Source organism: Peribacillus sp. NPDC058002, assembly GCF_042886655.1.
GTDB classification, from domain to species: domain Bacteria; phylum Bacillota; class Bacilli; order Bacillales; family DSM-1321; genus Peribacillus; species Peribacillus aracenensis.
In genome coordinates, this window is the sequence record NZ_JBHVQU010000008.1 from 1 (window position 1) to 23,828 (window position 23,828).

Sequence of the window (23,828 nt, forward strand, 5' to 3'; positions counted from 1 at the left end):
GCTTCATATATTTTCATCGCGTAGGATACCCATGTGAAGACACATGGGCAATGGCTTCATCCTGTTCTTTTAATAAGTCAATGTTGGCACGGGTATCTTCCACATTTTTCTGGACGATTTTGATATATTGCTCGAAGACCTTCTCCAGGTTCGTTTCCCGGTCAATCCATTTCGAGGTGAATTCCAATTTATTGCTGCCAAGTTCGCCTGCCGGCAAATTTCCAAGCGTGACTGTTCCAAGTGCTGTCTTCACCTGATCGACTTGCTTCGTTACGGCAGGATGATTCAGTTTGATTGTCGTCATTAAAACAACCACCCTTTTAAATATGATATTTTACTTTCCAATTGACCTATGACGGCTTCCCCTTTATCTAAAAGTACATCGGCTTCATGGGCTATGGTGCTTGCTGCACTCAGAGCCTTTTTTTCTATATTAAGCATCATGATTTTACCGGCGATTTTCTCTTGATAGTGGTCATAATCATCATGAATGATCGTTGACATTGCCTTGTATGCATCAATGCGGGCATCTTGAAAGTCTTCTGCACGGTTTCCCGTCCAGCTTTTACCCAAATCCGGATTTTTAATTTTAGCAATTTCCCCCAGACAAGCATTCTGTTCTTCTTTGATTTGTCTTTTTGCCTGCTCCAAACGATTGATATCTTCATTCACATCGGACATTTTACTGGAGAGGGCAGAGTGAATTTCACTCAATGAATTTGCATACACTAAAAAAATCACCTCAAACATACTATTCTCATTATGTAGACTGTCATATTTTTCATATTTTCCATTATAAGGATTATAGTCTTAGAGTTAAATAGGGATAAATAAGCTATTTATGCTAGGTATTTAGGAAATCTCTCCCATAGACACCATTTCCAGATTAGACCTTTTACCCCTGTTTTCCATTTTTAAATATAAAAAGAGAGTGCAGGCTGCACCCTCTAAATATTTACTGCATTATTTGAATTCCTTTTCGTCAAATAATTGCGGAACTTTCACCTTTTTCCCTTTTTTATGATTGAGATCAGGTTTTTCAGCTTCGATTTTAGCTTGGTCATAGACAGCGGTGCCGACAATTTCAGCAACATCTTGAAGCTTTTCTTTTGAGATTTTATCAATGGTATCATCAGGAGTATGATACCATGGTTCTGATGGACTGTGGATGAATAAAGCAGCGGGAATCCCGGCTTCAGCAAACGATACATGGTCACTTCGCCCGCCTTGTCCATATGGAGTCGGCTCTCCATTCAGTCTTGTACTTGATGCCTGGGCCAGATCGGTTACAAGGTTCATTTCTCCATCATTAGTCAAAATGACCAAATCCCCGGCATCCCTGCTTCCCACCATATCCAGATTGAAGTTGGCAATGGTTCGCTTGATATCATCATCAGGGAGATTGTTCACATAATGCCGTGAACCTAGCAATCCATTTTCCTCGGCCCCAAAGGTGACGAAGCGAATTTCCGTATCTGTAGGAAGATTCTTCAGAACACGTGCAAGTTCAAGGGTGACGGATGTTCCTGATGCATCATCATTCGCGCCGGGTGCCCCCGCGACAGAATCATGATGTCCAGTAATATAAATGATATCGCTCTTTTTTGCTTTATGGTTCTTTGTTGCTTTTTTCGTTGCCACTACATTATAAGAGGTTTTTTCTCCGGAATAAGCTCCTTCGATTTTTAATGATGCTGTCAATTTAACTCCGGCATTCAATTTTTCAAGCAGGGTTTCTCCATCCTTTTTGGTTATCGTGACAGATGGAATATACTTGTCATTATCCTCTCCGAGTGTCCCGTTTAATTCCCCATCTGCATTATTGAATAGGATGACTCCCGCTGCCCCTTTTTCTGCTGCATTCAATACTTTCTCTGCAAAAGTGAGGCTCCCTCTTTGTATAAGGGCAATCTTCCCTGAAACGTCGGTTTCCTCCAACTCTTCTTTCGTTCCTAAACCGGCATATACCAATTCACCGGATAGGTCCCCATTAACAGAATAGGTTAAATGGTTCGCTTGGATTCCCCCATCAAATCCGGCAACGGAAAGTTCGACCAGATTTGGGTCTGTATAAGCTAAAAAATTGAACTCTTCGATATCGGCATTATAGCCATAAGATTTGAATTGCTTTTTGATGAATTGGACAGCTTTATACTCAGAATCGGTACCGGCGACCCGAGGTGTTTGTGAGAGGTATTCAATATTCTTGTAGATTCGATCGGCATCGATTTTTTTGATGATTTGCTTGTCCGTGGATGTAGCAGATAGCACCGGCGATGGATGTGGCGTTGCTAAAGCGGTAGTTGTCCCGGCTGTCCCGAGTGTCAATGCTGCGATTAAGGTTACCGATAGAAATTGTTTTTTCATAGATTGCCTCCCAGTTTAATAGATTTCACCATTATTTTACAATATATAGAAAATACTAACTAGGTAGGTTTATCCCTATTCATGCATGTCTAAAGTAACAAATTTACAAATCAAAGGAATTAACAGGATGTTTGACCCATGCCAAAAGTTCCTTTTCATTCGATATTTTGTCAGATTATATAAAAATACCTGAAACCCAAACAGGATTTTCGCTCTTTTTCGGGAAAATAATACAGAAGAGATAGAATTTTTACAGGGAGAAGGAGCAAAGATGTCGATAACTAAATTCGTGATGCCGGAAGTGATTTTTGGAAAAGGTTCAATTGAACAAGCTGGCGAGGCCTGCTTGCGTTTGGGTGCCAAAAAGGCCTTGATAGTCAGCGACTCAGGGGTGGCCAATGCTGGCTGGTTAGATATAGTCATTACATCCTGCCAAGATGCAGGCCTTGCTTTTGCTACCTTCATTGAAATGACGACCAATCCGAAGGATAGGGAGATCGAGGCCGGCTGTTTGGCATTTAAAGAACAAGAATGTGATGCCATCATTGGTTTGGGAGGAGGCAGTGCTTTGGATGTCGCCAAAGGGGTAGCCCTTTTAGTAACGAATGGCGGCATCATCAGTGATTATGAAGGTGTTGATAAAGTCCACTCACCCCTCCCGCCCATGGTGATGATCATGACCACTGCAGGATCGGGTTCGGAAGTATCTCAGTTTTCGGTGATCGTCGATTCATTCCGCGAGAAAAAAATGACAATCATTTCAAAATCACTCGTCCCCGATATTGCAATAGTCGACCCTGGTACCTTAACCACCTTGGGACCGGATTTGACCGCAGCTACGGGAATGGATGTTTTAACCCACGCCATTGAATCCTATGTTTCAATCGCAGCGACGCCTTTGACAGATGTACAAGCCAAAAACGCGCTTTCCATCGTTTCCCGCCACTTACGCCCCTCTGTTGCATCCAGGCATAATGAGGAAGCAAAAAAAGCGATGGCGATGGCAAGCCTTCAGGCTGGACTGGCTTTTTCCAACGCCATTTTGGGAGCCGCCCATGCCATTTCACATGCCTTAGGCGGCAAATACCTCCTTCCGCATGGTGAAATCAATGCGATACTCCTTCCCCATGTCATGGATTTCAATCGAATTTCCTCACCAAGGCGATTCAGCGAGATTGCAGACATCATGGGCATCGATACACGGACATTGACCGAGCAGCAAGCAGGAATGGCAGCCATACACTTCGTAAGGGAATTATCCCAGGATATAGGGGCTCCCAAGAGTTTAAGTGATGTCGGCATTACGAAAGAAATGATAGACCCCATAGGGATGACCGCTCTTGAGGATGCCTGCATGATCACCAATCCTCGTGATATGTCATTAGAACAGATTAATCAGCTGCTTCTTACAGCCCTTTAAGAGGTGAAAGCATGAACAAAATTGAATTGATAGACTTAATGACAGGTGTTAAATCTTCAAAGAAAACGTATTACACGGAACTTAAGAAAACAGTGGATCAGCTGAAGAAGAAGAATATGCAGCTTGAAATCATGAATGACATCACTAAAAATATGAATATGGACATCGACATCCACGAGATTCTCCGAAATGTTATCACAAAACTTAAGCAGCTCATTACCTTCGATGACAGTCATTTTGTCATATTGTATGAGGAAGAACCTGCCCTTCTTCATATCTGCCCTAATGGTCACTGTGAACTTGAAATGGATGCCAAAAATTTGTTACACCCTTTTCAGGATTTCTCGTCTGCCTTGAAAGAAAAACAGCCCATTGAGGTGGAAGTTAAACAGTTACCGGACTTCCGAGAAAAGGAACGTCTATTATCCCTTGAGATCGAATCACTTCTATTGGTCCCTTTATACGGAAAAAGTAAAAAAATCGGAATTTGGACTTTTGGCAGGAAGAAAAAGAAAACATGGCATAAAGATGAACTCGAATTTCTTGAACAACTATCCAATCAGCTTGCGTTAACTTTGGAGAATGCCCAGCTTTATAAGGAAGTTCTTCATTCCAAACAGGAGTGGGAGGATACATTCAAAGCAGTCGAAGACATGATCATCGTCTTTGATCAGAAAGGAGCGGTCTATCAATCCAATGATTCAGCCAGGGGCTTTTCCGACCAGATTCCTTTAATTGATAAATCCCAAAATCTGATTCAAGATACCTTTTCATGTAATAAGCCAGGGTTTCAGGAAATTCTCCTTCAGCATGATACCATCCTGGAAATGCATGCCTACCCGATTCAGAATAAGGAACATCAAGTATATGGGGTCATTGCTTATTATAAAAATGTCACCGAAAGAAGACAGATGGAAGTCCAGCTATTACACGCCGGTAAACTTGGGGCGATCGGTGAAATGGCAGCTGGGATTGCCCATGAATTGAATAGCCCATTAACGGCCATTCTTGGTAACTCGCAAATTTTATTACGTAAAACCCCACAGGATAATCTGGATCATATGCTGTTAAACGATATTAAGGTTTGCGGAGATCGATGCAGGCAAATAGTGAAAAGCCTGCTTACCTTTTCAAGGCAAGATGAGTATAGATTCCACTATTACTCTATTAACGAAGCCATTAACCAGGTTTTGAACCTTTTGAAGTTCCAACTTGGGAAGAAGCAGATATCCCTCCATCTTACCCTTCAGGAAGACCTTCCTTACATAAAGGGCAGCCAGCCGCAGATAGAACAGATCATCATCAACTTGCTATTGAATGCCAAGGACGCATTGGATGAGTCCGCCCAAACGGAAAAATTGATTGCGATCACTACCTATACAGATAACAAGTTCATGGTGGTTCGGGTGACTGATAACGGAACCGGGATTGAAAAAGAACGCCTGCCCTTCATATTCCATCCCTTCCATACGACTAAAGACCGTGAAAAAGGTACCGGTTTGGGGCTGTCTGTAAGCCTTGGCATCGCCAAAGACCATGGTGGGAATATCAACGTTTTGAGCACACCAGGACAAGGAAGCACTTTTTTCCTGAGGCTTCCCTTACAAGCAGAAGAGGAAAGGGGATGATAATGTGGTTCATTTACTTGTGGTAGACGATGAGAAAGAGGTTGGGACTTTTCTTTCCCGCCTTTTTACGATGAAAGGTTATCTCGTACAAGTTGTGAATAGTGGGAAGGATTTTCATGAAATGGATTGGAATCAGCAGCGTTTTGATGTCGCAATGATAGACCTGAAACTTCCGGATTGTGATGGACTTTCCCTCCTGCAGCATTTAAAACAGCTGCAGCCGCGTTGCAAGGTACTGATCATGACCGGATACAGCACCGTCAAGACCGCTGTTGATGCAATGAAACTTGGCGCGAGTGATTATATGGAAAAACCCTTTGTGGATATTGAAGTACTGGAAAGGCAGATTGACAACCTTTTAAATGAAAATGAAGATTTGAATCAGCATTTCATCCATAAACTGGCAGAGGATTCAGGATTCATCGTCGGCGAAAGTCCTTTAATGAAGAATTTGATTGAAACGGCTTTCAAGGTCGCCCAAAAATCCGTCAATGTATTAATCGAAGGAGAAACCGGAAGCGGTAAAGAAGTGCTTTCACGCTTCATTCACATTGCCAGCCCCCGAAACCATGAACCTTTTATCGGCATCAATTGTGGAGCGATCTCTGAATCCCTGCTTGAGAGCGAATTATTTGGTCATGAAAAGGGCGCTTTCACCGGAGCGACCCAGCTGCGAAAGGGTTTTTTCGAAATTGCCGGGAACGGGACGCTTTTTCTTGATGAAATTGCGGATGCGAGTCCCGCCATTCAGGTCAAATTGCTTCGAGTTTTGGAAACGAGGGAATTCATGCGGGTTGGCAGCAGCGGGGCATTACGGACGAACGCCCGGTTAGTGGCAGCCTCCAATGAAAACCTACAGCAGGCAGTGGACAAAAATAAATTCCGGGAAGACCTATTTTACCGGCTGAATGTCGTGACTCTCGATATCCCGCCTTTAAGGAATCGAAAAGAGGATATTCCCTTGCTTGTCCGTCACTTGATTGAGAGGAATGGTCATGGAGATATCTCTTTTTCCAATGAGGCCATCGAAAAATTACAGCAATACAACTGGCCAGGCAACATACGCGAACTATCTAATGTGGTCATGCGCACATTAACTCTTGCAGACCATAAGTCGGTAATATCCGCCAATGATATCTCTCTCACTAACAGCCAGATCACGCCTGACAAAAACGTGTCCACTAATGGGACTCAGTCAACTGAAAACCTTCTTGAAGAATGGCGAAAAAGGCTAGTGGCCGACTTTAATGAAAAGGATGAACTGATGCTTGAAGAAATACTTACGGAAATCAAACAGCTTCAATCTACAATTGGAAAGGAACTCGTCATGCAGGCACTGCAAAAAACTTACGGCAACCGGAATGAGGCAGCCAAACGCTTGCAGATATCCATACGGAAATTACGTTATATATTAAATGAGAAGAACCAGACATAATAAAAAGGAGGATGCCCCGTTCCATGACATCCTCCTCTGTTCCTATTCTAGCGTCAATACGATGCGTCCGTTGATTTCCCCCTTTTCCATCATTGAAAACACATCATTTATTTCATCAAGTTTCCTCGTCTCTATATTCGTTCTGACTTTACCCTCAGCAGCAAATTGAACGGCTTCCTGTAAATCTTTTCTCGTGCCGACGATTGACCCTTTTACAGTTACCCCATTTAGCACTGTATCAAAAATCGGGATTGGGAGTTCATCATTCGGCAATCCGACTACGACAAGTGTCCCGCCCCTCTTGACTGAACTGTAAGCCTGTTCGAAAGCTTTTTTCGTAACCGCTACAGAAATGGATGCCTGCACACCGCCAACTTTATCCTTTATAGCCTGAACAGGATCGGTCTTAAGCCCATTAACCGTATAATCCGCCCCAAGTTCAGTTGCCAGATCCAGCTTATCATCTTGAATATCGACAGCAATTACATTAAAGCCCATCGCTTTTGCATATTGCAGGGCAACATGTCCCAATCCGCCAATTCCATAAACCGCAACCCAATCGCCTGGTTTTGCTTCTGACACCTTTAGCGCTTTATAAGTCGTAACACCTGCACAGAAAATTGGTGAAATCTCCGCAAAGTCAAGCCCTTCTGGAACCTTCACCACATATTTGGCGGGTGCTTTACAATATTCCGCATACCCTCCGTCCACCGAATAGCCTGCATTCAATTGATCCAAGCAAAGCGTTTCCCTTCCGGTCAGACAATATTCACAATCGCCACAGGCCGAATAAAGCCATGGGATCCCAACACGGTCACCTACTTTCAAGGAAGTTACGCCTTCTGCCACCTTTTCTATAATGCCCACACCCTCATGTCCGGGGATAAGCGGAAGCTTGGGTTTTACCGGCCAATCACCATGTACTGCATGCAAATCGGTATGACATACGCCACAGGCTTTAATTTTCACTAATATCTCACCATATTCCAACTCGGGGATGGGAACTTCTTTAATCTCAAGTTTTTGGTTAAATTCATTGACGACCGCCGCTTTCATTGTCTTGACCTTTTGTTTTTCATTTACAGTGCTTGCCCCTTGTTTTACATTCATGATTCATTTTCCTCCCTTAATCCAGTGGATATTATTTCTTGCTACTACTTACACCTGCTACTTACACAAGATGCAAGTGCCATGCCACTGAAAAAAAGCAAAAAAGACAGCATTCACTTTAATAAAGTGCCGAAAAATCGGCCCATTTGGACGAATTAACGGCTCAAGTTGGACGAAATCCGGTTTGTATATTGCAGAAAAAATGGCTCACCCTATATATAGGAGGTGTCTAAAACATGGACCAATTTGAAAAAGCCTATGAATCATATAAACAGCAGGGAACACCGCAAGCAAACCAAGCTGATTCAGCAGGAAAAGAAGAAATCATCGCTGTAAGGAAAAATGAAGAGGACAATATTATCGCCATCAAGACGAACTCCGGCCGCGAACTCGACTACCCCACAGCCCTTTCGGAAGCCAAAGCAGGCAACCTGGCCAATGTTGACGTCTTTCATAAATATGGACGTGACATATTGCGGAGTGAGCCCGATGGGATAAAAGAAAATAATCTGGATCAACTGCCGGAGTTTTAAGGGGGAGACTGCCTGATATGGGCAGTTTTTTCTATTTGGATGCGCTAAAAAAGAACCAGCATGATCAGCTGGATCCTTATTTTTCATACTGATAGGATTCAGAGATTTCGAGCAGTCGGCCACAGGACTCGACAACCTCGATGATTTCCATCCATGACATGTCCAGACCCAATTCATTAGCATGGGAAATCTTATCCCGTAATTTCCGGATGGCATTTGCATCCTTCTTCCCTTTACTTTTCGAAGGGATTTGGAAGAAGCGCCTCAAATCTTTATCTTTATGTATGATATCGAATTTATCACTGATTTGCAGGCACTCGATTATATTGATATCCTCGTTTTTATCGATTCTCCTTCTATATAATTCGGTTGCCTTTTCTAAACGGTCTTCGCTGATCATTGGATACCAGCTGCCATCGCCGAATCTATCCTGGATGATATCGCTCATCCTCATTTCCAATAAAGTAATGTATCCGAATATCAGCATCCTGATCGGAGGCTTTTGAAGGTCGGCATGGGTAATCAACTTTTTAATCGAATTATTCTCTAATACGAACACCCTTGTTTTATTCTTAAAAATCTGGAGAAGCTGGATCAAAGGGGTTGAATCCGAAACCATTTCCCTTGGTGAAAAGTTTCTCAAATATTCAGAAATGCTTCCATCACCGAGTTCTTCCCTTTCGATATACCCGATGATTTCCCCCTGATCTTGCACTGCCAATATATCAAAGTTCTTTTTTTCCAATGCTTTCTGGATATCCACCGCCAGATCGTTTTTATGGCAAAACTCAAGCTCCTGGGCAATGCTCTTAACCGTTATATTCTCTTCATAAAGAGTTTTAAGACTAAGATAGCTGTTATTGCTTTTTCTTTTGCTTTCATTTAACATCTTTCAACCTCCGCTCAGGAACACTTTCCGCCCGATTTTCCGCTTAAACCATAGAAAATGTATGCGGCCGCCACTAAAATAAAGTCCACCGTAGTGGACTCAATACCATTCATGTGGATTTTTTGAAACCATCAAAGGCCATTAACTGCATTGCCTATCGGCGTTTCCTCATTTCCCTTCTCTTCCCAACCTTTGCATACATCCACCCAATCCTTAGCACCTGAATATTCAAACAACTCAGCGAGTTTAAGTTCTATTGCAGAGTTCGCACTGCCGCATGCCGGGAACAATGTATCAAAGCGTTTCATCGATACATCAAGAAAAACAGCTAGATCATTTGCCAAACCAAACGGGCAAACCCCTCCGATGGCATGGCCGGTCTGTGCAAGCACTTCTTCAGGTGAAAGCATACGTGCTTTGAAACCGAACGTCTGACGAAATTTCTTATTATCCACTTTCGAGTCCCCTGCGGCAACAACCAAAATGGCTTTTTCACCTTCTCCCTTAAAGGAAAGAGTCTTAGCAATCCGCGCTGGGATAACACCGATGGTTTCCGCTGCTTCAATCACTGTAGCACTCGATGTTTCGAACTCCATTACATCGCCTTCCCGGTCCCATTGTTTAAAATGGCTTTTGACACTTTCGATCGACATCCTATATTCACTCCTTTGAAGTACATATTGAAATAATATCATCCATCATTGCAATAAATCAAAATCCTTGAGCCACTTCCCCTGCTTGGAAACTTATAAATTAAAACCATTCTTTACAAATTGACGAAACAAGCTTACATGGGATACTATTAAACATCGGGCAAACGCCTAAACGTGGTTCGTAACCATCCCACGATAAAAAACTAGGGAGAGAGTAAAATGAATGTTCGTACACTCGTAATAAGCGGGTTATTGGCTGCCTTGTATGTGGCGGTCTCATTGGTATTCCAACCAATTTCATTTCAGATGTTCCAATTTCGTGTACCGGAAATATTGAATCATCTGATTGTATTCAATAAAAAGTATATCTACGGTATCGTCGGCGGAGTCTTCATATCGAATCTGCTCTTTTCGCCGATGGTGCCATATGACTTGATTTTCGGGGTGGGGCAATCTCTGCTCGCCTTATTGCTTGTCATTTTTGTTTCTCGGTTCATAAAAGGCATTAAAGGACGGATGATCGCCACGATTATCTTTTTCACGTTCACAATGTTTTTAATTGCAATTGAGCTGAATCTTGCCCTGGGCTTCCCATTCTGGTTAAGCTGGATGACCACGGCTGTCGGTGAATTCGTTGTCCTCTTGATTGGAGCGCCAATCATTTATGGAATGAACAAAAGAATTCAGTTTGAAAAGTGGCTTTAATGGAATCTTCGTGTCGGGAACCCACTATAATGGAAAAGAGCTGTCTGCAATGATGCGGCAGCTCTTTTTTCACCAATGAACTCGAAAATGATAAACTACTAGTAAGAATGGTGGTGGCCCTTTGAAAAAAATCCTGACCATAATCGGTCTATTGGTAATCGCAATATTTATTTTCTATAATGCAGAGTTATTCACTTTGGTTTGGAAAAGTGATCTGGATTCTGTTATTGGGATTTTGAAGGAAAACCTTTTGCTTACATTTATTGTGACATTCGTATTGATGTTTGTACAAAATTCTTTTACAATCATCCCCTTAATTTTGCTCCTGACCATCAATGTCGCGATATTCGGATTCATATATGGATATCTATGGAGTTGGTTTACAAGCGTTGTTGCCTCAGGTTTCATTTTTTATGCAGCAAGAAACTGGTTTCAGGAACTTCTCATAAAGAAAATTAGCGAAAAATGGCAAGAAACCGTTGTGGAGCATGGCTTCATGTACGTTTTTACAGGCAGGATTTTCCCTCTGATCCCAACAAGCTTAATTAACTTGGTAGCTGGTGTCAGCACCGTCACTTTCAAGGATTTTTTATTAGCGACGGCACTTGGCAACCTTATTTACTTTTTCTTCCTTTCGCTCATTCCATATGGACTATTATCTGTTGAAATGAACCAATATACGCTAGCAGCACTCGCACTCGTCCTCTTACTATTTTTCATTATCTATAAGCGTGCAAAAAAGAAAAGGAAACAAACCTTTTTCAGAAAAAACAGGTGACCACTTTGGCCCCTGTTTTTTTATTTAGGAATCTGCATATATTTTTTTCCGATAGTTTGTTAAAATGTGTATGTAATTTTACCTTAGAAATGTCTTAAAATCAGGGAGAATCTCCATGTCCAAACGCTCCATTTTAGCAATATATATCCTATCCGGGATTCTAACACTAGTCGTGTTCGACTATTTTTTAACTACAAATATCCAAAACAAAGAGGTCTTCATTCAACTTCAAAGAGCGGAAGGATTTGTTTTCCTTTTATCAATAGGCTTGGTTTTATATCTTTATTTAGCTAAAAGGGAAGAATTCAAGCAATTAAAAGAAGCTGAGCAACGTCGGCGTACACTCATCAATTCAATGGTGGATTTCGTTAACTTTAAGGATGGTGATGGCCGTTGGCTTGAATCCAATACCTTCGGCCTGCAATTATTTCAATTGGAGCATGTGGACTATAAGGGAAAAAGAGACAGCGAGCTCGCGGAATACTCAGAATTTTATAAAGAGTCGTTGATCTACTGTGAAGTATCCGATGAAGAAACTTGGGTAAAAGGAGAAATCACAAGGTGTGAGGAAATCGTCCCTCTTCCCGATGGCAATCACAAGACCTTTGATACGATCAAGGTTCCTCTGTTCAATGAGGATGGTTCACGAAAAGGCTTAGTCGTCATCGGCAGGGATATTTCTGAAAGAGTAGTCGCGGAGAATCAATTATTCGATAGTGAACAACGCTATAAATCATTGTTTGAACACAACCCTTATCCGATGCTGATGCTTGATTTAAACGGAATGATCACGACCGTTAATCCAAGGTTTGAAACGGTAACAGGCTTTCAACAGGAAGAAATACATGGAGCCTCATTCATTAATTTGAACTTCTCAGCAGAAGACGCGGAATTGATCCGTACATCTTGCCAATATGTCCTGGAAAACCAAAAGGGGATAAAAAAAGGGAAAGATATAGAATTCCTGACGAAGTACGGGAAGTCCATCTTACTTTCTTGTTCGTTTGTCCCGATGATGGTTGGAGAGGATTTAGTAGGAATCATTACTTATGCTAAAGAAGTCACTCAAATTCGGGAAACCGAAGCACGCTTAAGAAGAACTGAAAAATTATCGATAGTCGGCGAACTTGCCGCAAGTGTGGCTCACGAGGTACGAAACCCGCTGACTTCTTTAAAAGGTTTCGTCCAGCTGCTTAAAAAGAGCGACCATCCCTATGAACAATACTACACGATCATGTTAAGTGAATTGGACCGGATCAATCTTATTGTAAGCGAGTTACTCGTTCTGGCAAAACCACAGGAACTTCCATTCAGCAAACATCAAATCATCGACCTGATGAATGATGTCAAAACCTTGTTGAAACCAGAGGCGGACTCGTACCCCACCCAAATATCAATATCTGTTAAAAACGAAATACCGCTTCTATTATGTGAGGGAAACCAATTAAAACAAGTATTCATAAACATGCTCAAGAATTCAATGGAGGCATCCGCTGATCACATTTGGATTGATTTTGAACGCATCGACAATAACCTTTCCATTACCATCAAAGATAATGGAAGCGGAATTGAAAAAAAACGGATAAAGCATCTTGGCGAACCTTTCTATTCTTCTAAAGAAAAAGGAACCGGATTAGGACTGACAGTCAGTTGCCGAATCATTGAGGCGCATCGGGGAAAGGTCCACTTTAACAGCGAACTAAACCATGGAACCGAGGTCCAAATCATTTTGCCCATAAAAATATAAATCCGAGGACAAGCCTAAACCTTGTCCTTTTTTTGCAGGATTCAGACCCATCCCTATTTAATCAAGGAGGTGAAGAAATCCTTAATATTCCCAAAGAATGACCCGGTCCCACCAGGTTGTTTGCGATCAATTTGGCCTCCAGTATTATTGTATGTATCTCCCTCCGACTTGCCGGCTGTACTCATCTGCGTTGCCTCAACTCCCACCCTTTTGTTATGACATCATCCACGGTTTCTTCCTCATCCATTTCCACATCCATATCCTTTTCGAAAACAAGGACGTAAGTACGGCGCTCCCCATCCTTTGAAACGGTAACGGAAATGGCTGTTTTCGCTTTATCCTTGATCTTCACTTTTTTTCTGCTCTCACCATCATATTCAATCGTTGCTCCGCTGGCATTTGTCGTTGCATTCATTTCGACTGAAGAAATATCATGATCGACCTCGATATGATAGGTATGCTCATTAGATTCAAAAGCTTTGTTCCATACTCCTGATGATACAGTCAGATTGGTTAACACTGGTGCATTATTGCCCTCATCACCTAAGGCATCTGCTGACGTTCCCTTCTCTATAGAATCCGTTTTCGCTTTTTCTGTTGAAATGCTTTCAAGTTGCTGTGCTTGGCTGACACCACTGCTTGGTTTTAGATTATTGGTGGATTCCGTTGATGTTAAAGATGATTTATTTCCCTTATCGGAGGATGGTTGAGTTTTACCCGTTCCTATTGAGGGCTCCTGTTGAACTTCACCCGCTTTAGGTGCAGTTTTCGATTCTTCTTTTTCCTTGGCTGCCGCCCGTGTAATCGTAAGCGTATAGGTTTTTTCATCTCCATTTTCTGCCGTAACGATAATCTTCACCTTTGTCTTACCGATTGGAAGGGTAACCTTTACACCTGAATTGGTTGCATCCTTTCCATTCACCTTTACAATTGCGGTACTGTCACTCAATGTCGGAGTTACCGTAATGGACTGGACTTCATTTTCGACAGAAGCGTTATAAGCTGTCACTTTAGAATCGAATGTTATTAAGCCTTCTGATAATCCAATTGATGTTAAAAGGTTATCATCACTTTCAAGTCTTTCAACCTTGAGCGTATAGGCAACCGTTTCATTTTGCCCATCACTGACGGTGATTTCAAACGTATTCATGCCAGTTTGAAGCTGTAAGTCCTTCACCTTCCCCTCTGTCATTTTGACACCATTCACGTATATGGCTGCATTCTCGTTAGGACTTGCTGCAAGTAAGTTGATTTTTTCCACATCATTTCCCACTGCCGAACTATACTCGTGTACATCTTCAGAAAATTTTTGTTCCAGTGCTATACCCTCTATTTCCAGCTTTGAAAGACTATTTACCATTTGTTCCTCTTTTTGAATGACGGAAGTGTCTTCTGCAGCCCCTGCCACGGGCATATAAGCGGATGTGCCCATCCCCACAAGGGAACCAACCAAGATCACCTTCACACTTTTTTCTTTTAATCCCTTCTTTAGCAAAGCCTATCCCTCCTATAATTCCTGCAAACATGATAGGGTCAGGTTATCAAAGGAACCTTAATTATTTCTTAATGGAGTTTATACCAACAGGATGTCTATTAATGTTTTGCAAAAAGGAATTCCAAACCAATATTTATGGCAATAATGGAGGTAGGAAGGCAAATCTAAACTTATTGTTATCACTTTTCTAGCAAACCTTTCAAACTGCCTTTAGATAACTAATTTATTTTCACTGTTTTTTCACATTTTCCTTTTATAATGGGCTTACATGATCTGATGAAAGGATGATGGCACACCAAGATGAAAAAATATTTATGGCTGGTAGTCAGCCTATTCAGTTTGCTTTTATACCCGGCAATGGCTTTTGGTCATGCTACGGTAATAAGCTCTAATCCTAGCCCGAATGAAGCGGTGGATACCCTTCCTGAAAAGATCAGCATTCAATTCAGCGAGAATATTCAACCATCTTTCCATTCGCTTGAGGTATTCAGCCAAGGCGGGGACAAAGTTCAAATTCATGACAGTAAAATCTCGGAACAAAGTGAAAAAATACTGGAAGCTAAGTGGAAGGGCACTATCGACGAAGGGATTTATTACATTAAATGGAGAGTGGTTTCAAGTGATGGACATCCCATTGAAGGAACAATTCCCTTTCAATTCGGAGATTCAGCGCGCCTTTCAGACCAAGAAAATCCCGAAGTGAATGCAAGTTTTCCGAATTCCATCAATGTTATCCTTCAAAGTCTTCAATACATATGCTTCGCTGCACTTACTGGAATCCTTTTTTTCAGATTATCGTTAATGAAGGATCCTCGACTTTTTGAAGCAAGCAGAAGAACACGTCTATACCTTTGGCTTTCATATGCAGGTTTAGCCTTTTCCATCTTCTTAAATCTGCCCTTAAAAGTTACGATTGACGCTGGCGTAGGTTGGACGGATGCATTTAAATTGACTTATATAAAAGAAGTATTGAATGCCACAAACTTTGGAGCGGTCTGGATCATTGAAGTTCTAATATTGCTTCTTCTATTTTTAGTGATTTATTTCATGCTCGAGAACTCCCTGAATAAATCATTGCCTTTCTTTTCTTTCATCATAATGGCCAGCTTGATGATTTGTAAGGCTTTAACTGGACATACAGCTGCTGTTCCTAATCAGGTTCTGGCCGTTTTGATGGATTTCCTTCATCTGTTGTCCATGGCTTTATGGCTCGGCGGCCTTTTGGCCATATTGGTGATTTTACCTGGTCTTGCTGATCGGCAGGCAGTCCAAGAAGATAAGAAAACATTTTACTGGTCAATCATTCAAAGGTTTTCCAGATGGGCATTTCTGTTTGTAATCATACTGATTGTTAGCGGGATATATAGCAGTTTACAGCATGTTCCGACTATCCATTCATTGTTCTACACAACATATGGACAATTGTTACTGGCGAAAATCATTCTCATGTTAGTCATGATCGTTTTAGGAGGCTTCCATTTTCTCAGAGGGAAAAAGCAAACGAGAAAACTTGGTTATAGTGTAGGAATGGAGTTTGGTTTAGGAATCGTCATACTTCTCATTGCAGCTCTGCTGACAAATGTCCAAACTGCCATGTCTTCTCCCGGGCCCATTGAAAAGACGTTACGGACTGAAGAAAATAATGAGGTTACATTAATGGTGACTCTCAATGAAGTCGGGGATAACGTGATTCAAGTAAACCTATTCAATGAAGGCAAGCCCATTGCTGAAATAGAGCAGCTTACAATCACTATGCAGCCATTAGATACGCCACGCGGTGAAATAAAACTGCAAATGAAGGAGAAAAACACAGGTACATTTACATCAAAGTCTTTATTAACCATGCCAGGAAAGTGGAATATCCATGTTCACGGATTAACTGAAAGCCTGGATTCAATTGATGCTGATTTTATAATTTTCATAGGGAATTCATAACAGGAGGTTAATATTAATGAAAAACATTTCAAAACTACTTATTTTCACATTTGCTGCATTATTCATTTTTTCCGGTTCAGCATATGCTCACGTTACAGTCAAGCCTAGTTCATCTGCACCTGAGGCATGGGAAACTTATACACTCAAAGTACCAGTAGAGAAAGAAACTGCCACTACAAAGGTGACTTTAAAAGTACCTGAAGGGGTTACTTTTGAAAGCTATCAGCCTGTACCGGGGTGGAAAGTATCAACAGAAGGTGACAAAGATGGGCATGTAAAAACGGTAACTTGGACAGCAACTGATGAAGGAATAGCTGCTGGACAATTCCAGCAATTCTCTTTCGTAGCACAAAATCCAAAAGAAGAAACAAAAGTTGCCTGGGATGCATTTCAATATTACGAAGATGGTGAAATTGTTGAATGGAGCGGTGATGAAGGCTCAGACCTACCGCATTCTGTAACGGAGATTACGGTTGCGCCCAAGGCTGATGCAGAACCAGCGGACCATGGTCACAAAGATGAGGCTGAAACTAATGATTCCACGGCAACTGACAATTCAAAGGATTCGGCAACAACAGAAGGTGATGGCAATCAAACGCTGTTCATCACTCTGGCTGTCATTTCACTAATCCTGTCGATTGTAGCACTTTTTGCAGCTCTAAGGAAAACTAAAAAATAATCATTATGGAAGGTGCCCCAAGAATTCTTGAGGCACCTTTTTTCCCCTCTATTATTCCATGACCACCGATTTACTCGGTAACTTAAGGTTTTCTGATTCTATGGTAATCTTAATCGATTTTTCAGCTCTTTGGTCCGCTATCGTTAGGTTAAGCAATCCATTTCCCTGTGCTTTTTTGCTTATTCCCAGATCTTCCGTACTTTTCACCAGCTGTGCATATAATTCCGCTTCAGTTAAATTGCGGTCAAATTCCTTTTCAGCAATCACTTTCAAGAGGGCTGCTGCACCGCTTACATGGGGCGTAGCCATTGACGTTCCGCTCAACCGGGCAAATTTATTTCCTGGATACGTAGAAAGAATATCGACACCTGGCGCCACCAAGTCAATTTCATCATTTGTATTCGAAAAATCCGCTAAATTTCTGCTTAAATCCACGGCTCCGACTTCCACTACCTCGGGATATGCTCCTGGATAATCCAATTCATCCGTTTCATGACGCCCATCACCACTATTTCCAGCTGCGCAAACAACTAGGATATCATTCTTAAGGGCTTTTTGAATGAGTTTGTGTTCAGCCTCATCCGGAGGACCGCCAAGTGAAAGTGAAATGACCGAAACCTTCTCTTCATTAGGTCCCCGCCAATTGATTGCATACTCCAGAGCTCCATTAATCCAAGCTATATCTCCTTGCCCTTGACCATTTAAGGCCTTTAACGCTAATATGCTCGCTTTCGGGGCCATTCCCACTACACCAGCATTATTGACGGCAGCCACAATCGTACCGCTAACATGTGTCCCATGTCCATTATCATCTTGATAATCCCCGGTATTGGTAAAATCCTTCCCACCAATGATTCTTTCCTTGAGGTCTGGATGTCCCTTGTCAATGCCTGTATCGATGACGGCAACTATCACGCCCTCACCATAATTGCTTTTCTCCCAAATTGCCGGGGCTTTCACAAGCTCGACACCCTCAGGAATCTTCTCTTTCACCGTTTCCATTACTTCAAGAACTTTGTAAGGTATTAATCTTTTTTCTCTTGTCATTTGATTACCCCTTCCTTCGTTCAATAAGTTAAACTGCCATCAGTGTGGGATATTCATCCCGTCTGGTTGCCGTCTACCGTTGAAAGAGATGAGATCAAAAAACTCTTCTCTCTTATATATACCAGATTTATGAAAATAAAAAAGAAGTTTTTGGAAAATTCCGTCTAAATAACTACTTTTTATTTCTTTTTGTGTTATTATCTGGTACTCTTATTATAGAACAAACGTTCGCAAAACGCCATATTTTTTTTATTCATTACTCAATTTTTTCCCAAATAAAAAAGAAGCGACCCCAAATCGAGTCAGCTTCCATGAGATGTTAAGCTGCGCCGCAGCATTTTTTGAATTTTTTCCCGCTTCCGCATGGGCATGGTTCGTTTCTGCCAATGACCGGCTCTGTATGAACATGCGGCATTTTAGCTGCCTTTGCACTTTCCATGATGATTTGCATGCCTTTTTCCTTCATTTGCTGATACCGCTGTTTAAATAACTCCATAACATCTTTACTGTATTTTAACGTATCTTCCGCAATATCCATCGCCTTTTGCTTGGAAATATTATAATCCTCAAGGACAAATTGATTATCCCCGAAAGAAACCCTCACTCCAAAATGCTGTCCTGCCTGTTTATTTCCTTTAAGCTCCTCAACGAATTCAAGATATACTTCCTGGCAATCACAAGTCTGGTGCATACAATAATAATCATATATCCAATATGTTTTATCTTCGTACTTACTCTTTAAAGCAATTCCATCCTCCACGCCAAAAACATCCAAATATTTTATCGCTTTTCCATCAAGTATCTCAAATGGATCAATCGTTCTCATCTATAGACACATCCTAATTCATCAAAATTTATTCTTCCTCTGTATTGTACAACCTAATTCACCAATCGTCACTTGAAACGAAGCCTGTCGAATCCAAATCCCTTTCATCAAAATCAGATTTAAGGAATCCTTTTTGAAGGCAAAAAAAAGCTGCATCAGTGTGTATCCACTGATGCAGCTGCCCCTCAACCCTTCATCCGATCCATGTGGTCAATTCATCAAACGGTGTTTTTTTGGCAGGTTTCGGCTTCATATCAGGATAACCCAAGTATATGAAAGCCAATACTTCTCCTTTTGAGGATAAATTGAAAAATTCACGGACCTTTTCATTATAAGTTATTTTTCCCGTTCTCCATACCGCTCCCAGACCTAGGGAATGTGCCGCAAGAAGCATGTTCTGAATGGCACTGTTCACTGCTGCATATTCTTCTGCCACGAGGACATTATTCTTATCACTAGGCTCTATGCCCACTGCGATGATGACTGGAGCCCTTAATGGATTCTTTTTTTGCCTTTCGAGCTTGCTGATTAAACTTTCAGGGGTATCATCAGCATTTTCAATTCTTGTGATTTCTTCGAATACCTCTCCAAGTTTATTTCTTCCTTCTCCTGTCATTACAAAAAAGCGCCAAGGCTCCGTTCGATGGTGATTAGGGGCATACGTTCCAGCTTCAATGATTTGCTCGATCATTTCCTTAGGTACCGGATCTTGCTTGACGATTCCAATGCTTCTTCTCGTTTTTATAGCCTCGATGGTTTCCATGTTATCTCCCCTTATCCCTTTATTTCCAATAGTTTCTGTTTCAGTTCATTTTCCATTGAAGCCAATTCCCGTTCGGCTTGTCGGCGTTTATGCCTTCCTTCTTCTTGAATCCGCATGGTTTCCTCAAGCGTGGAAATCAAGTTAGCTTGGGTATTCTTTAATGTTTCGATATCGACAAGTCCGCGCTCATTTTCTTTTGCCGTTTCAATGGTATTCGTTTTCAGCATCTCAGAGTTCTTCAATAACAAGTCATTTGTAGTTTTGGAAACCTGCTTTTGTGCTTCTACTGCATGCCTTTGCCTGATTAAGGTCAATGCAATCGCAACCTGATTTTTCCAAAGGGGGATGGCTGTCATGATCGAAGATTGTATTTTCTCGACCAGCGCCTGATTCGTGTTTTGGATCAGCCTGATTTGCGGTGCGCTTTGAATCGTAATTTCGCGACTCAATTTCAAATCATGAAGCCTTTTATCCAACCGTTCAGCAAATTGCAGCATATCATTGACTTCCTGGAACTTCATTTGATCATTGCTCGATTCAGCGGACTTCCTTAACTCCGGAATCGTTTTCCCATGGATTTCTTCGAGTTTAATTTCCCCGGCTGCAATATAGACATTCAATGCCTGGAAATAATCCTTATTCGTTTCATATAGCTTTTCAAGGATTACGATATCCGATAGCAGGATATTCTTGCTCCGCTCGAGTTTCACACTGATTCGATCAATTTGGGCACCGGTTTTTTGATATTTGGATAGCACTTCCTGTACAGATCCCGAGAGCTTCCCGAACATACGAGCAAAGAAAGAGGGCTTATCCGGTTTTAGCTCATCCGGGCTCAGCTCGTTTAACTTTTTCATTAAATCACTGATAATGTTGCCCACTTCACCCACATCTTTTTTCTGGACATGCTCAAGCATGGAATTAGAAAAGGTCAGAAGCTTTGATTGGGCGGGTGTACCATAGGATATCATCGCCTGATGATTCGTTGGATCGATTTGTTCGGCAAGCTGATATGCCTTTGCCCTGTTCTCTTCAGGAATGACATCAATCAGTTTAACCGGTTTCGCTTCCTGGGAAGATACTTTCTCCAGCTCCTGCACCCCATCAAATGGATTGGCTAAAAGATCATCGATCAAACTGGCATTATTCGTTTTATTCAACAGGTTTGGATCATTGTTATTCATTTTAACCTCCTGCTTTCATCAATTACTTGTGACTCTTTTCTAGTTTCAATGGATTGCTTAGCAACATCCAATTCGAAGTTAAGGTGATCGATATCATCGGCAATCACTTTATATAAATCCTTTTCTATCGTATTAGTGAGTTCCTTTAAAGTTTTGCGAGTCTCTGTTAAGGAAAGTTCGAGCTCCCTGTTCTTTTTTGGCTGCTGTGCTAAAAATACATATTTCTCCGCAAGCTCCATGGCGGAATCCAGATGCGAGTAATAAAATTGTTCCGCCTGGTAAAATCGCTTCGGTTCTTTCTTTGTCAGACTATATATTTTTCTGATCATTTTAATCATATCCTTCCTCTGTTTAAAAGAAGAGATATGCCTGACCGAGATTAATGCTTTTTGAACCCGCCATATCTTCGATTTTGCTTCCAATAAATTTTTCTTAATATATTGATATTCTTTTCTCGTCAATTCATGTTTTTTGAGGAATCTTGATGAAAAATATACGGAACTTAGCCAGTATGCAAGCGCCCCTCCTGCTAAAGAAATGACAACGGATAAGGCAAACGGTTGATTCAATGCAAAATAGCTAATCATCCATATCGGCAAAACCATTGGAAATGCAATCAATATCGGAACAAAATCGGCAAGAAATCGATTCATAATCATTACACTCCTGACTTACACTCTTTTCTATTATATACGGATTATCCCATGGATTGGTTTCAAGAAGGATTAAAAGAATTTCCCCTATCCTAAACGATATAGGAACCGGATGGTTTCTGCAAATTTATTGAAATTTTTTCTGTGAATTAACTCTTCTCCCCAGTATGGGCTAACGCCTAATCACCTCATCGGAACTTACATAAGTTATAAAGTATCCATCCTGAATTTTAAAAAGGAGAGTTGACGATGAATTCATACGGATTTTACCCTTATTCACAACAAAATGGAAATCACCAGTACTTTGAGCCTAATTATAACCCATATTTCCAACAGCCTGAACGATTTGATTACATGCCACAGCAAGATTGGAACCTTCAGCAGGTTCAAGATAATTCATATAGCCAAGTGCCCGAACAGTTCGATGTTGAAAGGGAACCTCAACAACTTGAAAGAAGAGTCCGGGAACTTGAGCGGCAAAATGAGAGGCAAACGAGGGAACTCACTCGGCAAAACCAAGAAATCACACGGATGAATCGAGAAGTGGGCCGTGTTATCCAGGAAGTAACCAGGATAAGTCGAAATGATCAACGCCATACGAATAGGCTAAACCGACTAAACCAAAGACTTCGTGCCGTTGAAAGAAACTTAAACATTCCATTCAACGCAACAGAGGATGGCTTTTAATACAAAAAGCAGGAGCTCATTATGGGCCCTGCTTATTCTAACTTTTATCGGAAGGACTCGGTAATCAGTAATTCCAATAAATGAATTTAATCAAACGATTGATTAATTTTAAAGGACCACTAAACCCTTAGTGCATGAATGACCGCCGAACTGCGAAGTCTCCTGCATGTCCATCTCGCTTAATCAGCCGCCACCCTATCCCCAGTGGCCGGCAATCGGATAGATGAGTGCCATCATCATTACAACAAAAATAAGATACGCCCGAAATTTAATCCGTTCCTTACATTAATCCAAAGTCAACGACGAAATAACAAAGCGTTCCGATTGTAATATCATCGAAAACCTTCATGAGAATGTTCACATTACTCTTCGTACGAACTAACCCTTCTTCCAATAAGGCCCTTTCCATTAATCGAAAGTTTGATTAATGGAAAGAGGATATTAAATTACCTAGAGAAATTTGGAAGGTATATTAAATCATCTTTTCCTTAATCTAATAGGGCAGTTAAAAAACAAGGAGGTAACACCATGACAGTAATTAGTGATGTTAAGACGACTTTAGCTGGACTAAAAAGTGCTCAAGCAAGCTTCGAAACCTTTGCCCTTTCAACAGACAACGAGCAAGCAAAACAACTTTACCAACAAGCTGCTCAACAAACACAATCGATTGTTGACAGTGTTTCACCTCGTATTGATCAGATTGAGCAAGAAGAACCACAATATAAGCAATAAGAAATCATAAAAAAAGGTTGGTTGAGGCAACCAACCTTTTTTATATCTTTAATCCATCTATAAGGAGACGATCCCTTGCCATACATGCTAAACCGCTCCACTCCTTTTTTTTCCATATTAATCATTTTGCTTATGACAGGATGTTCGGCAAATTCCAGTCAAACAGATATTAATAAGGACCGGGGCTTGAATATATCCAAAGTACATACTAGCAATCCAATTGACCAAACGGTTGCCAATCAAGCTAAAGATAAGCTAGTGAATCAGGACGAAGTCTCGGATGCAAAAGCCGTGAATTCCAATAAGGAACTGCTAGTTGCCATTAAAGTGGAAAACTTCGATCGACTACGCTTAAAAAAGATTAAAAAGAAATCGCAAACAGAACTGGAAGACATGTTTCCTGATTATAAAATCCTGGTCTCAACAGATCAAAAGTTGTTTATAGAACTGGAGCACCTGGAGCAGAAACTTGAGAAAGACCATACTAAGCTGGACTCCTTAAATAGGGATTTCAAAAGGATCAAATCCTTATTGAATGAAAAAACGTAACAAATGAAAGAAG

The 23,828-nt window shown here is 41.2% G+C and carries 26 protein-coding genes and 1 riboswitch; of the genes, 12 read left to right on the top strand and 14 right to left on the bottom strand.

Going from position 1 to position 23,828, the window contains the following annotated elements:
- Positions 1–13: 13 nt before the first annotated feature.
- From ACFVSH_RS03150 to ACFVSH_RS03160, 3 genes are all read right to left on the bottom strand, one after another.
- Positions 14–304, bottom strand: coding sequence for a YwqI/YxiC family protein (locus ACFVSH_RS03150; RefSeq protein ID WP_192207671.1), 291 nt, complete (start codon positions 302–304; stop codon positions 14–16).
- Positions 304–729 carry a YwqH-like family protein gene (locus ACFVSH_RS03155; protein WP_387704849.1) on the bottom strand — a complete coding sequence of 142 codons (426 nt, stop codon included), beginning with the start codon at positions 727–729 and terminating at the stop codon, positions 304–306. The genes ACFVSH_RS03150 and ACFVSH_RS03155 overlap by 1 nt, the downstream gene beginning before the upstream one ends.
- Before the next feature lie 234 nt (positions 730–963).
- Positions 964–2,367, bottom strand: coding sequence for a M28 family peptidase (locus ACFVSH_RS03160; RefSeq protein WP_387601708.1), 1,404 nt, complete (start codon positions 2,365–2,367; stop codon positions 964–966).
- Positions 2,368–2,638: 271 nt separating this feature from the next.
- Here ACFVSH_RS03160 and ACFVSH_RS03165 point away from each other — a divergent pair, with 271 nt between their 5' ends.
- From ACFVSH_RS03165 to ACFVSH_RS03175, 3 genes are read left to right on the top strand one after another with little or no spacing between them, the layout of a single operon-like run.
- Positions 2,639–3,787 carry an iron-containing alcohol dehydrogenase gene (locus ACFVSH_RS03165; RefSeq protein ID WP_387601706.1) on the top strand — a complete coding sequence of 383 codons (1,149 nt, stop codon included), beginning with the start codon at positions 2,639–2,641 and terminating at the stop codon, positions 3,785–3,787.
- A gap of 11 nt (positions 3,788–3,798) precedes the next feature.
- Entirely contained in the window at positions 3,799–5,415 is a 1,617-nt protein-coding gene (locus ACFVSH_RS03170; protein ID WP_387704850.1) for a GAF domain-containing sensor histidine kinase, read from the top strand.
- Positions 5,416–5,419: 4 nt separating this feature from the next.
- Positions 5,420–6,850 (top strand): sigma-54-dependent transcriptional regulator, encoded by a 1,431-nt coding sequence (locus ACFVSH_RS03175; protein WP_387704852.1) that lies wholly within the window; start codon positions 5,420–5,422, stop codon positions 6,848–6,850.
- 42 nt (positions 6,851–6,892) lie between these two features.
- Here the strand turns inward: ACFVSH_RS03175 and adhP are convergent, their stop codons facing one another.
- On the bottom strand, positions 6,893–7,906 hold the full coding sequence (adhP, locus tag ACFVSH_RS03180) for an alcohol dehydrogenase AdhP (RefSeq protein WP_192208130.1): 1,014 nt from the start codon (positions 7,904–7,906) through the stop codon (positions 6,893–6,895).
- A 290-nt stretch (positions 7,907–8,196) separates the two neighbouring features.
- On the opposite strand from adhP, the gene ACFVSH_RS03185 reads away from it, so the two are divergent.
- Entirely contained in the window at positions 8,197–8,493 is a 297-nt protein-coding gene (locus tag ACFVSH_RS03185; protein ID WP_076372809.1) for a DUF3892 domain-containing protein, read from the top strand.
- Positions 8,494–8,569: 76 nt separating this feature from the next.
- Here ACFVSH_RS03185 and ACFVSH_RS03190 read toward each other — a convergent pair whose 3' ends face one another.
- On the bottom strand, positions 8,570–9,382 hold the full coding sequence (locus tag ACFVSH_RS03190; protein ID WP_387601698.1) for a hypothetical protein: 813 nt from the start codon (positions 9,380–9,382) through the stop codon (positions 8,570–8,572).
- 131 nt (positions 9,383–9,513) lie between these two features.
- Positions 9,514–10,035 carry a YbaK/EbsC family protein gene (locus ACFVSH_RS03195; RefSeq protein WP_387601696.1) on the bottom strand — a complete coding sequence of 174 codons (522 nt, stop codon included), beginning with the start codon at positions 10,033–10,035 and terminating at the stop codon, positions 9,514–9,516.
- Positions 10,036–10,203: 168 nt separating this feature from the next.
- Positions 10,204–10,248, top strand: a riboswitch (PreQ1 riboswitch).
- Between the two features lie 6 nt (positions 10,249–10,254).
- Between ACFVSH_RS03195 and ACFVSH_RS03200 the strand changes: the two genes are divergently transcribed.
- The 3 genes from ACFVSH_RS03200 (at position 10,255) to ACFVSH_RS03210 (ending at position 13,265) form a co-directional block, all read left to right on the top strand.
- Positions 10,255–10,740, top strand: coding sequence for a QueT transporter family protein (locus ACFVSH_RS03200; RefSeq protein ID WP_076372803.1), 486 nt, complete (start codon positions 10,255–10,257; stop codon positions 10,738–10,740).
- 121 nt (positions 10,741–10,861) lie between these two features.
- Complete coding sequence (locus tag ACFVSH_RS03205) at positions 10,862–11,518, top strand: TVP38/TMEM64 family protein (protein ID WP_387601691.1); 657 nt, start codon at positions 10,862–10,864, stop codon at positions 11,516–11,518.
- A 115-nt stretch (positions 11,519–11,633) separates the two neighbouring features.
- Positions 11,634–13,265 (top strand): PAS domain S-box protein, encoded by a 1,632-nt coding sequence (locus tag ACFVSH_RS03210; RefSeq protein WP_387601688.1) that lies wholly within the window; start codon positions 11,634–11,636, stop codon positions 13,263–13,265.
- A 181-nt stretch (positions 13,266–13,446) separates the two neighbouring features.
- Here the strand turns inward: ACFVSH_RS03210 and ACFVSH_RS03215 are convergent, their stop codons facing one another.
- Positions 13,447–14,760 carry a cadherin-like beta sandwich domain-containing protein gene (locus ACFVSH_RS03215; protein WP_387601686.1) on the bottom strand — a complete coding sequence of 438 codons (1,314 nt, stop codon included), beginning with the start codon at positions 14,758–14,760 and terminating at the stop codon, positions 13,447–13,449.
- A 300-nt stretch (positions 14,761–15,060) separates the two neighbouring features.
- Between ACFVSH_RS03215 and ACFVSH_RS03220 the strand changes: the two genes are divergently transcribed.
- Positions 15,061–16,695 carry a copper resistance protein CopC gene (locus tag ACFVSH_RS03220; protein ID WP_387704855.1) on the top strand — a complete coding sequence of 545 codons (1,635 nt, stop codon included), beginning with the start codon at positions 15,061–15,063 and terminating at the stop codon, positions 16,693–16,695.
- Between the two features lie 16 nt (positions 16,696–16,711).
- Complete coding sequence (locus tag ACFVSH_RS03225; protein WP_387601681.1) at positions 16,712–17,374, top strand: YcnI family copper-binding membrane protein; 663 nt, start codon at positions 16,712–16,714, stop codon at positions 17,372–17,374.
- Between the two features lie 51 nt (positions 17,375–17,425).
- On the opposite strand, the gene ACFVSH_RS03230 is transcribed toward ACFVSH_RS03225, so the two are convergent.
- The 5 genes from ACFVSH_RS03230 to ACFVSH_RS03250 all read right to left on the bottom strand — a co-directional run bounded on the left by ACFVSH_RS03230 (position 17,426) and on the right by ACFVSH_RS03250 (position 21,847).
- Positions 17,426–18,421: a S8 family peptidase gene (locus tag ACFVSH_RS03230; RefSeq protein ID WP_387601678.1), complete on the bottom strand. Its 996-nt coding sequence runs from the start codon at positions 18,419–18,421 to the stop codon at positions 17,426–17,428.
- 319 nt (positions 18,422–18,740) lie between these two features.
- Positions 18,741–19,247 carry an SEC-C metal-binding domain-containing protein gene (locus tag ACFVSH_RS03235; RefSeq protein ID WP_387704857.1) on the bottom strand — a complete coding sequence of 169 codons (507 nt, stop codon included), beginning with the start codon at positions 19,245–19,247 and terminating at the stop codon, positions 18,741–18,743.
- 193 nt (positions 19,248–19,440) lie between these two features.
- Positions 19,441–20,010: a nitroreductase family protein gene (locus tag ACFVSH_RS03240; RefSeq protein WP_387704859.1), complete on the bottom strand. Its 570-nt coding sequence runs from the start codon at positions 20,008–20,010 to the stop codon at positions 19,441–19,443.
- 11 nt (positions 20,011–20,021) lie between these two features.
- Positions 20,022–21,194 carry a toxic anion resistance protein gene (locus ACFVSH_RS03245; protein ID WP_260288244.1) on the bottom strand — a complete coding sequence of 391 codons (1,173 nt, stop codon included), beginning with the start codon at positions 21,192–21,194 and terminating at the stop codon, positions 20,022–20,024.
- Positions 21,191–21,847: a 5-bromo-4-chloroindolyl phosphate hydrolysis family protein gene (locus ACFVSH_RS03250; protein ID WP_387704861.1), complete on the bottom strand. Its 657-nt coding sequence runs from the start codon at positions 21,845–21,847 to the stop codon at positions 21,191–21,193. The genes ACFVSH_RS03245 and ACFVSH_RS03250 overlap by 4 nt, the downstream gene beginning before the upstream one ends.
- 354 nt (positions 21,848–22,201) lie before the next feature.
- On the opposite strand from ACFVSH_RS03250, the gene ACFVSH_RS03255 reads away from it, so the two are divergent.
- Positions 22,202–22,534: a hypothetical protein gene (locus ACFVSH_RS03255; protein ID WP_387602104.1), complete on the top strand. Its 333-nt coding sequence runs from the start codon at positions 22,202–22,204 to the stop codon at positions 22,532–22,534.
- Between the two features lie 195 nt (positions 22,535–22,729).
- Here ACFVSH_RS03255 and ACFVSH_RS03260 read toward each other — a convergent pair whose 3' ends face one another.
- Entirely contained in the window at positions 22,730–22,807 is a 78-nt protein-coding gene (locus tag ACFVSH_RS03260; RefSeq protein ID WP_387704879.1) for a hypothetical protein, read from the bottom strand.
- A gap of 7 nt (positions 22,808–22,814) precedes the next feature.
- Positions 22,815–22,943 (bottom strand): hypothetical protein, encoded by a 129-nt coding sequence (locus ACFVSH_RS03265; protein WP_387704863.1) that lies wholly within the window; start codon positions 22,941–22,943, stop codon positions 22,815–22,817.
- Between the two features lie 119 nt (positions 22,944–23,062).
- On the opposite strand from ACFVSH_RS03265, the gene ACFVSH_RS03270 reads away from it, so the two are divergent.
- Positions 23,063–23,266 carry a DUF1657 domain-containing protein gene (locus ACFVSH_RS03270; protein WP_053344237.1) on the top strand — a complete coding sequence of 68 codons (204 nt, stop codon included), beginning with the start codon at positions 23,063–23,065 and terminating at the stop codon, positions 23,264–23,266.
- Positions 23,267–23,350: 84 nt separating this feature from the next.
- Positions 23,351–23,815, top strand: a complete 465-nt coding sequence (locus ACFVSH_RS03275; protein ID WP_387704881.1) for a YhcN/YlaJ family sporulation lipoprotein — start codon at positions 23,351–23,353, stop codon at positions 23,813–23,815.
- The last annotated feature ends 13 nt before the right edge of the window (positions 23,816–23,828 follow it).

Coding starts and splice junctions, on each gene's coding strand:
- ACFVSH_RS03150 (WP_192207671.1), bottom strand. CDS start 304: ATGACGACAATCAAACTGAATCATCCTGCCGTAACGAAGCAAGTCGAT.
- ACFVSH_RS03160 (WP_387601708.1), bottom strand. CDS start 2,367: ATGAAAAAACAATTTCTATCGGTAACCTTAATCGCAGCATTGACACTC.
- ACFVSH_RS03165 (WP_387601706.1), top strand. CDS start 2,639: ATGTCGATAACTAAATTCGTGATGCCGGAAGTGATTTTTGGAAAAGGT.
- ACFVSH_RS03170 (WP_387704850.1), top strand. CDS start 3,799: ATGAACAAAATTGAATTGATAGACTTAATGACAGGTGTTAAATCTTCA.
- adhP (WP_192208130.1), bottom strand. CDS start 7,906: ATGAAAGCGGCGGTCGTCAATGAATTTAACCAAAAACTTGAGATTAAA.
- ACFVSH_RS03185 (WP_076372809.1), top strand. CDS start 8,197: ATGGACCAATTTGAAAAAGCCTATGAATCATATAAACAGCAGGGAACA.
- ACFVSH_RS03190 (WP_387601698.1), bottom strand. CDS start 9,382: ATGTTAAATGAAAGCAAAAGAAAAAGCAATAACAGCTATCTTAGTCTT.
- ACFVSH_RS03195 (WP_387601696.1), bottom strand. CDS start 10,035: ATGTCGATCGAAAGTGTCAAAAGCCATTTTAAACAATGGGACCGGGAA.
- ACFVSH_RS03200 (WP_076372803.1), top strand. CDS start 10,255: ATGAATGTTCGTACACTCGTAATAAGCGGGTTATTGGCTGCCTTGTAT.
- ACFVSH_RS03210 (WP_387601688.1), top strand. CDS start 11,634: ATGTCCAAACGCTCCATTTTAGCAATATATATCCTATCCGGGATTCTA.
- ACFVSH_RS03220 (WP_387704855.1), top strand. CDS start 15,061: ATGAAAAAATATTTATGGCTGGTAGTCAGCCTATTCAGTTTGCTTTTA.
- ACFVSH_RS03225 (WP_387601681.1), top strand. CDS start 16,712: ATGAAAAACATTTCAAAACTACTTATTTTCACATTTGCTGCATTATTC.
- ACFVSH_RS03230 (WP_387601678.1), bottom strand. CDS start 18,421: ATGACAAGAGAAAAAAGATTAATACCTTACAAAGTTCTTGAAGTAATG.
- ACFVSH_RS03235 (WP_387704857.1), bottom strand. CDS start 19,247: ATGAGAACGATTGATCCATTTGAGATACTTGATGGAAAAGCGATAAAA.
- ACFVSH_RS03240 (WP_387704859.1), bottom strand. CDS start 20,010: ATGGAAACCATCGAGGCTATAAAAACGAGAAGAAGCATTGGAATCGTC.
- ACFVSH_RS03245 (WP_260288244.1), bottom strand. CDS start 21,194: ATGAATAACAATGATCCAAACCTGTTGAATAAAACGAATAATGCCAGT.
- ACFVSH_RS03250 (WP_387704861.1), bottom strand. CDS start 21,847: ATGAATCGATTTCTTGCCGATTTTGTTCCGATATTGATTGCATTTCCA.
- ACFVSH_RS03255 (WP_387602104.1), top strand. CDS start 22,202: ATGCCACAGCAAGATTGGAACCTTCAGCAGGTTCAAGATAATTCATAT.
- ACFVSH_RS03265 (WP_387704863.1), bottom strand. CDS start 22,943: ATGGAAAGGGCCTTATTGGAAGAAGGGTTAGTTCGTACGAAGAGTAAT.
- ACFVSH_RS03270 (WP_053344237.1), top strand. CDS start 23,063: ATGACAGTAATTAGTGATGTTAAGACGACTTTAGCTGGACTAAAAAGT.
- ACFVSH_RS03275 (WP_387704881.1), top strand. CDS start 23,351: ATGCTAAACCGCTCCACTCCTTTTTTTTCCATATTAATCATTTTGCTT.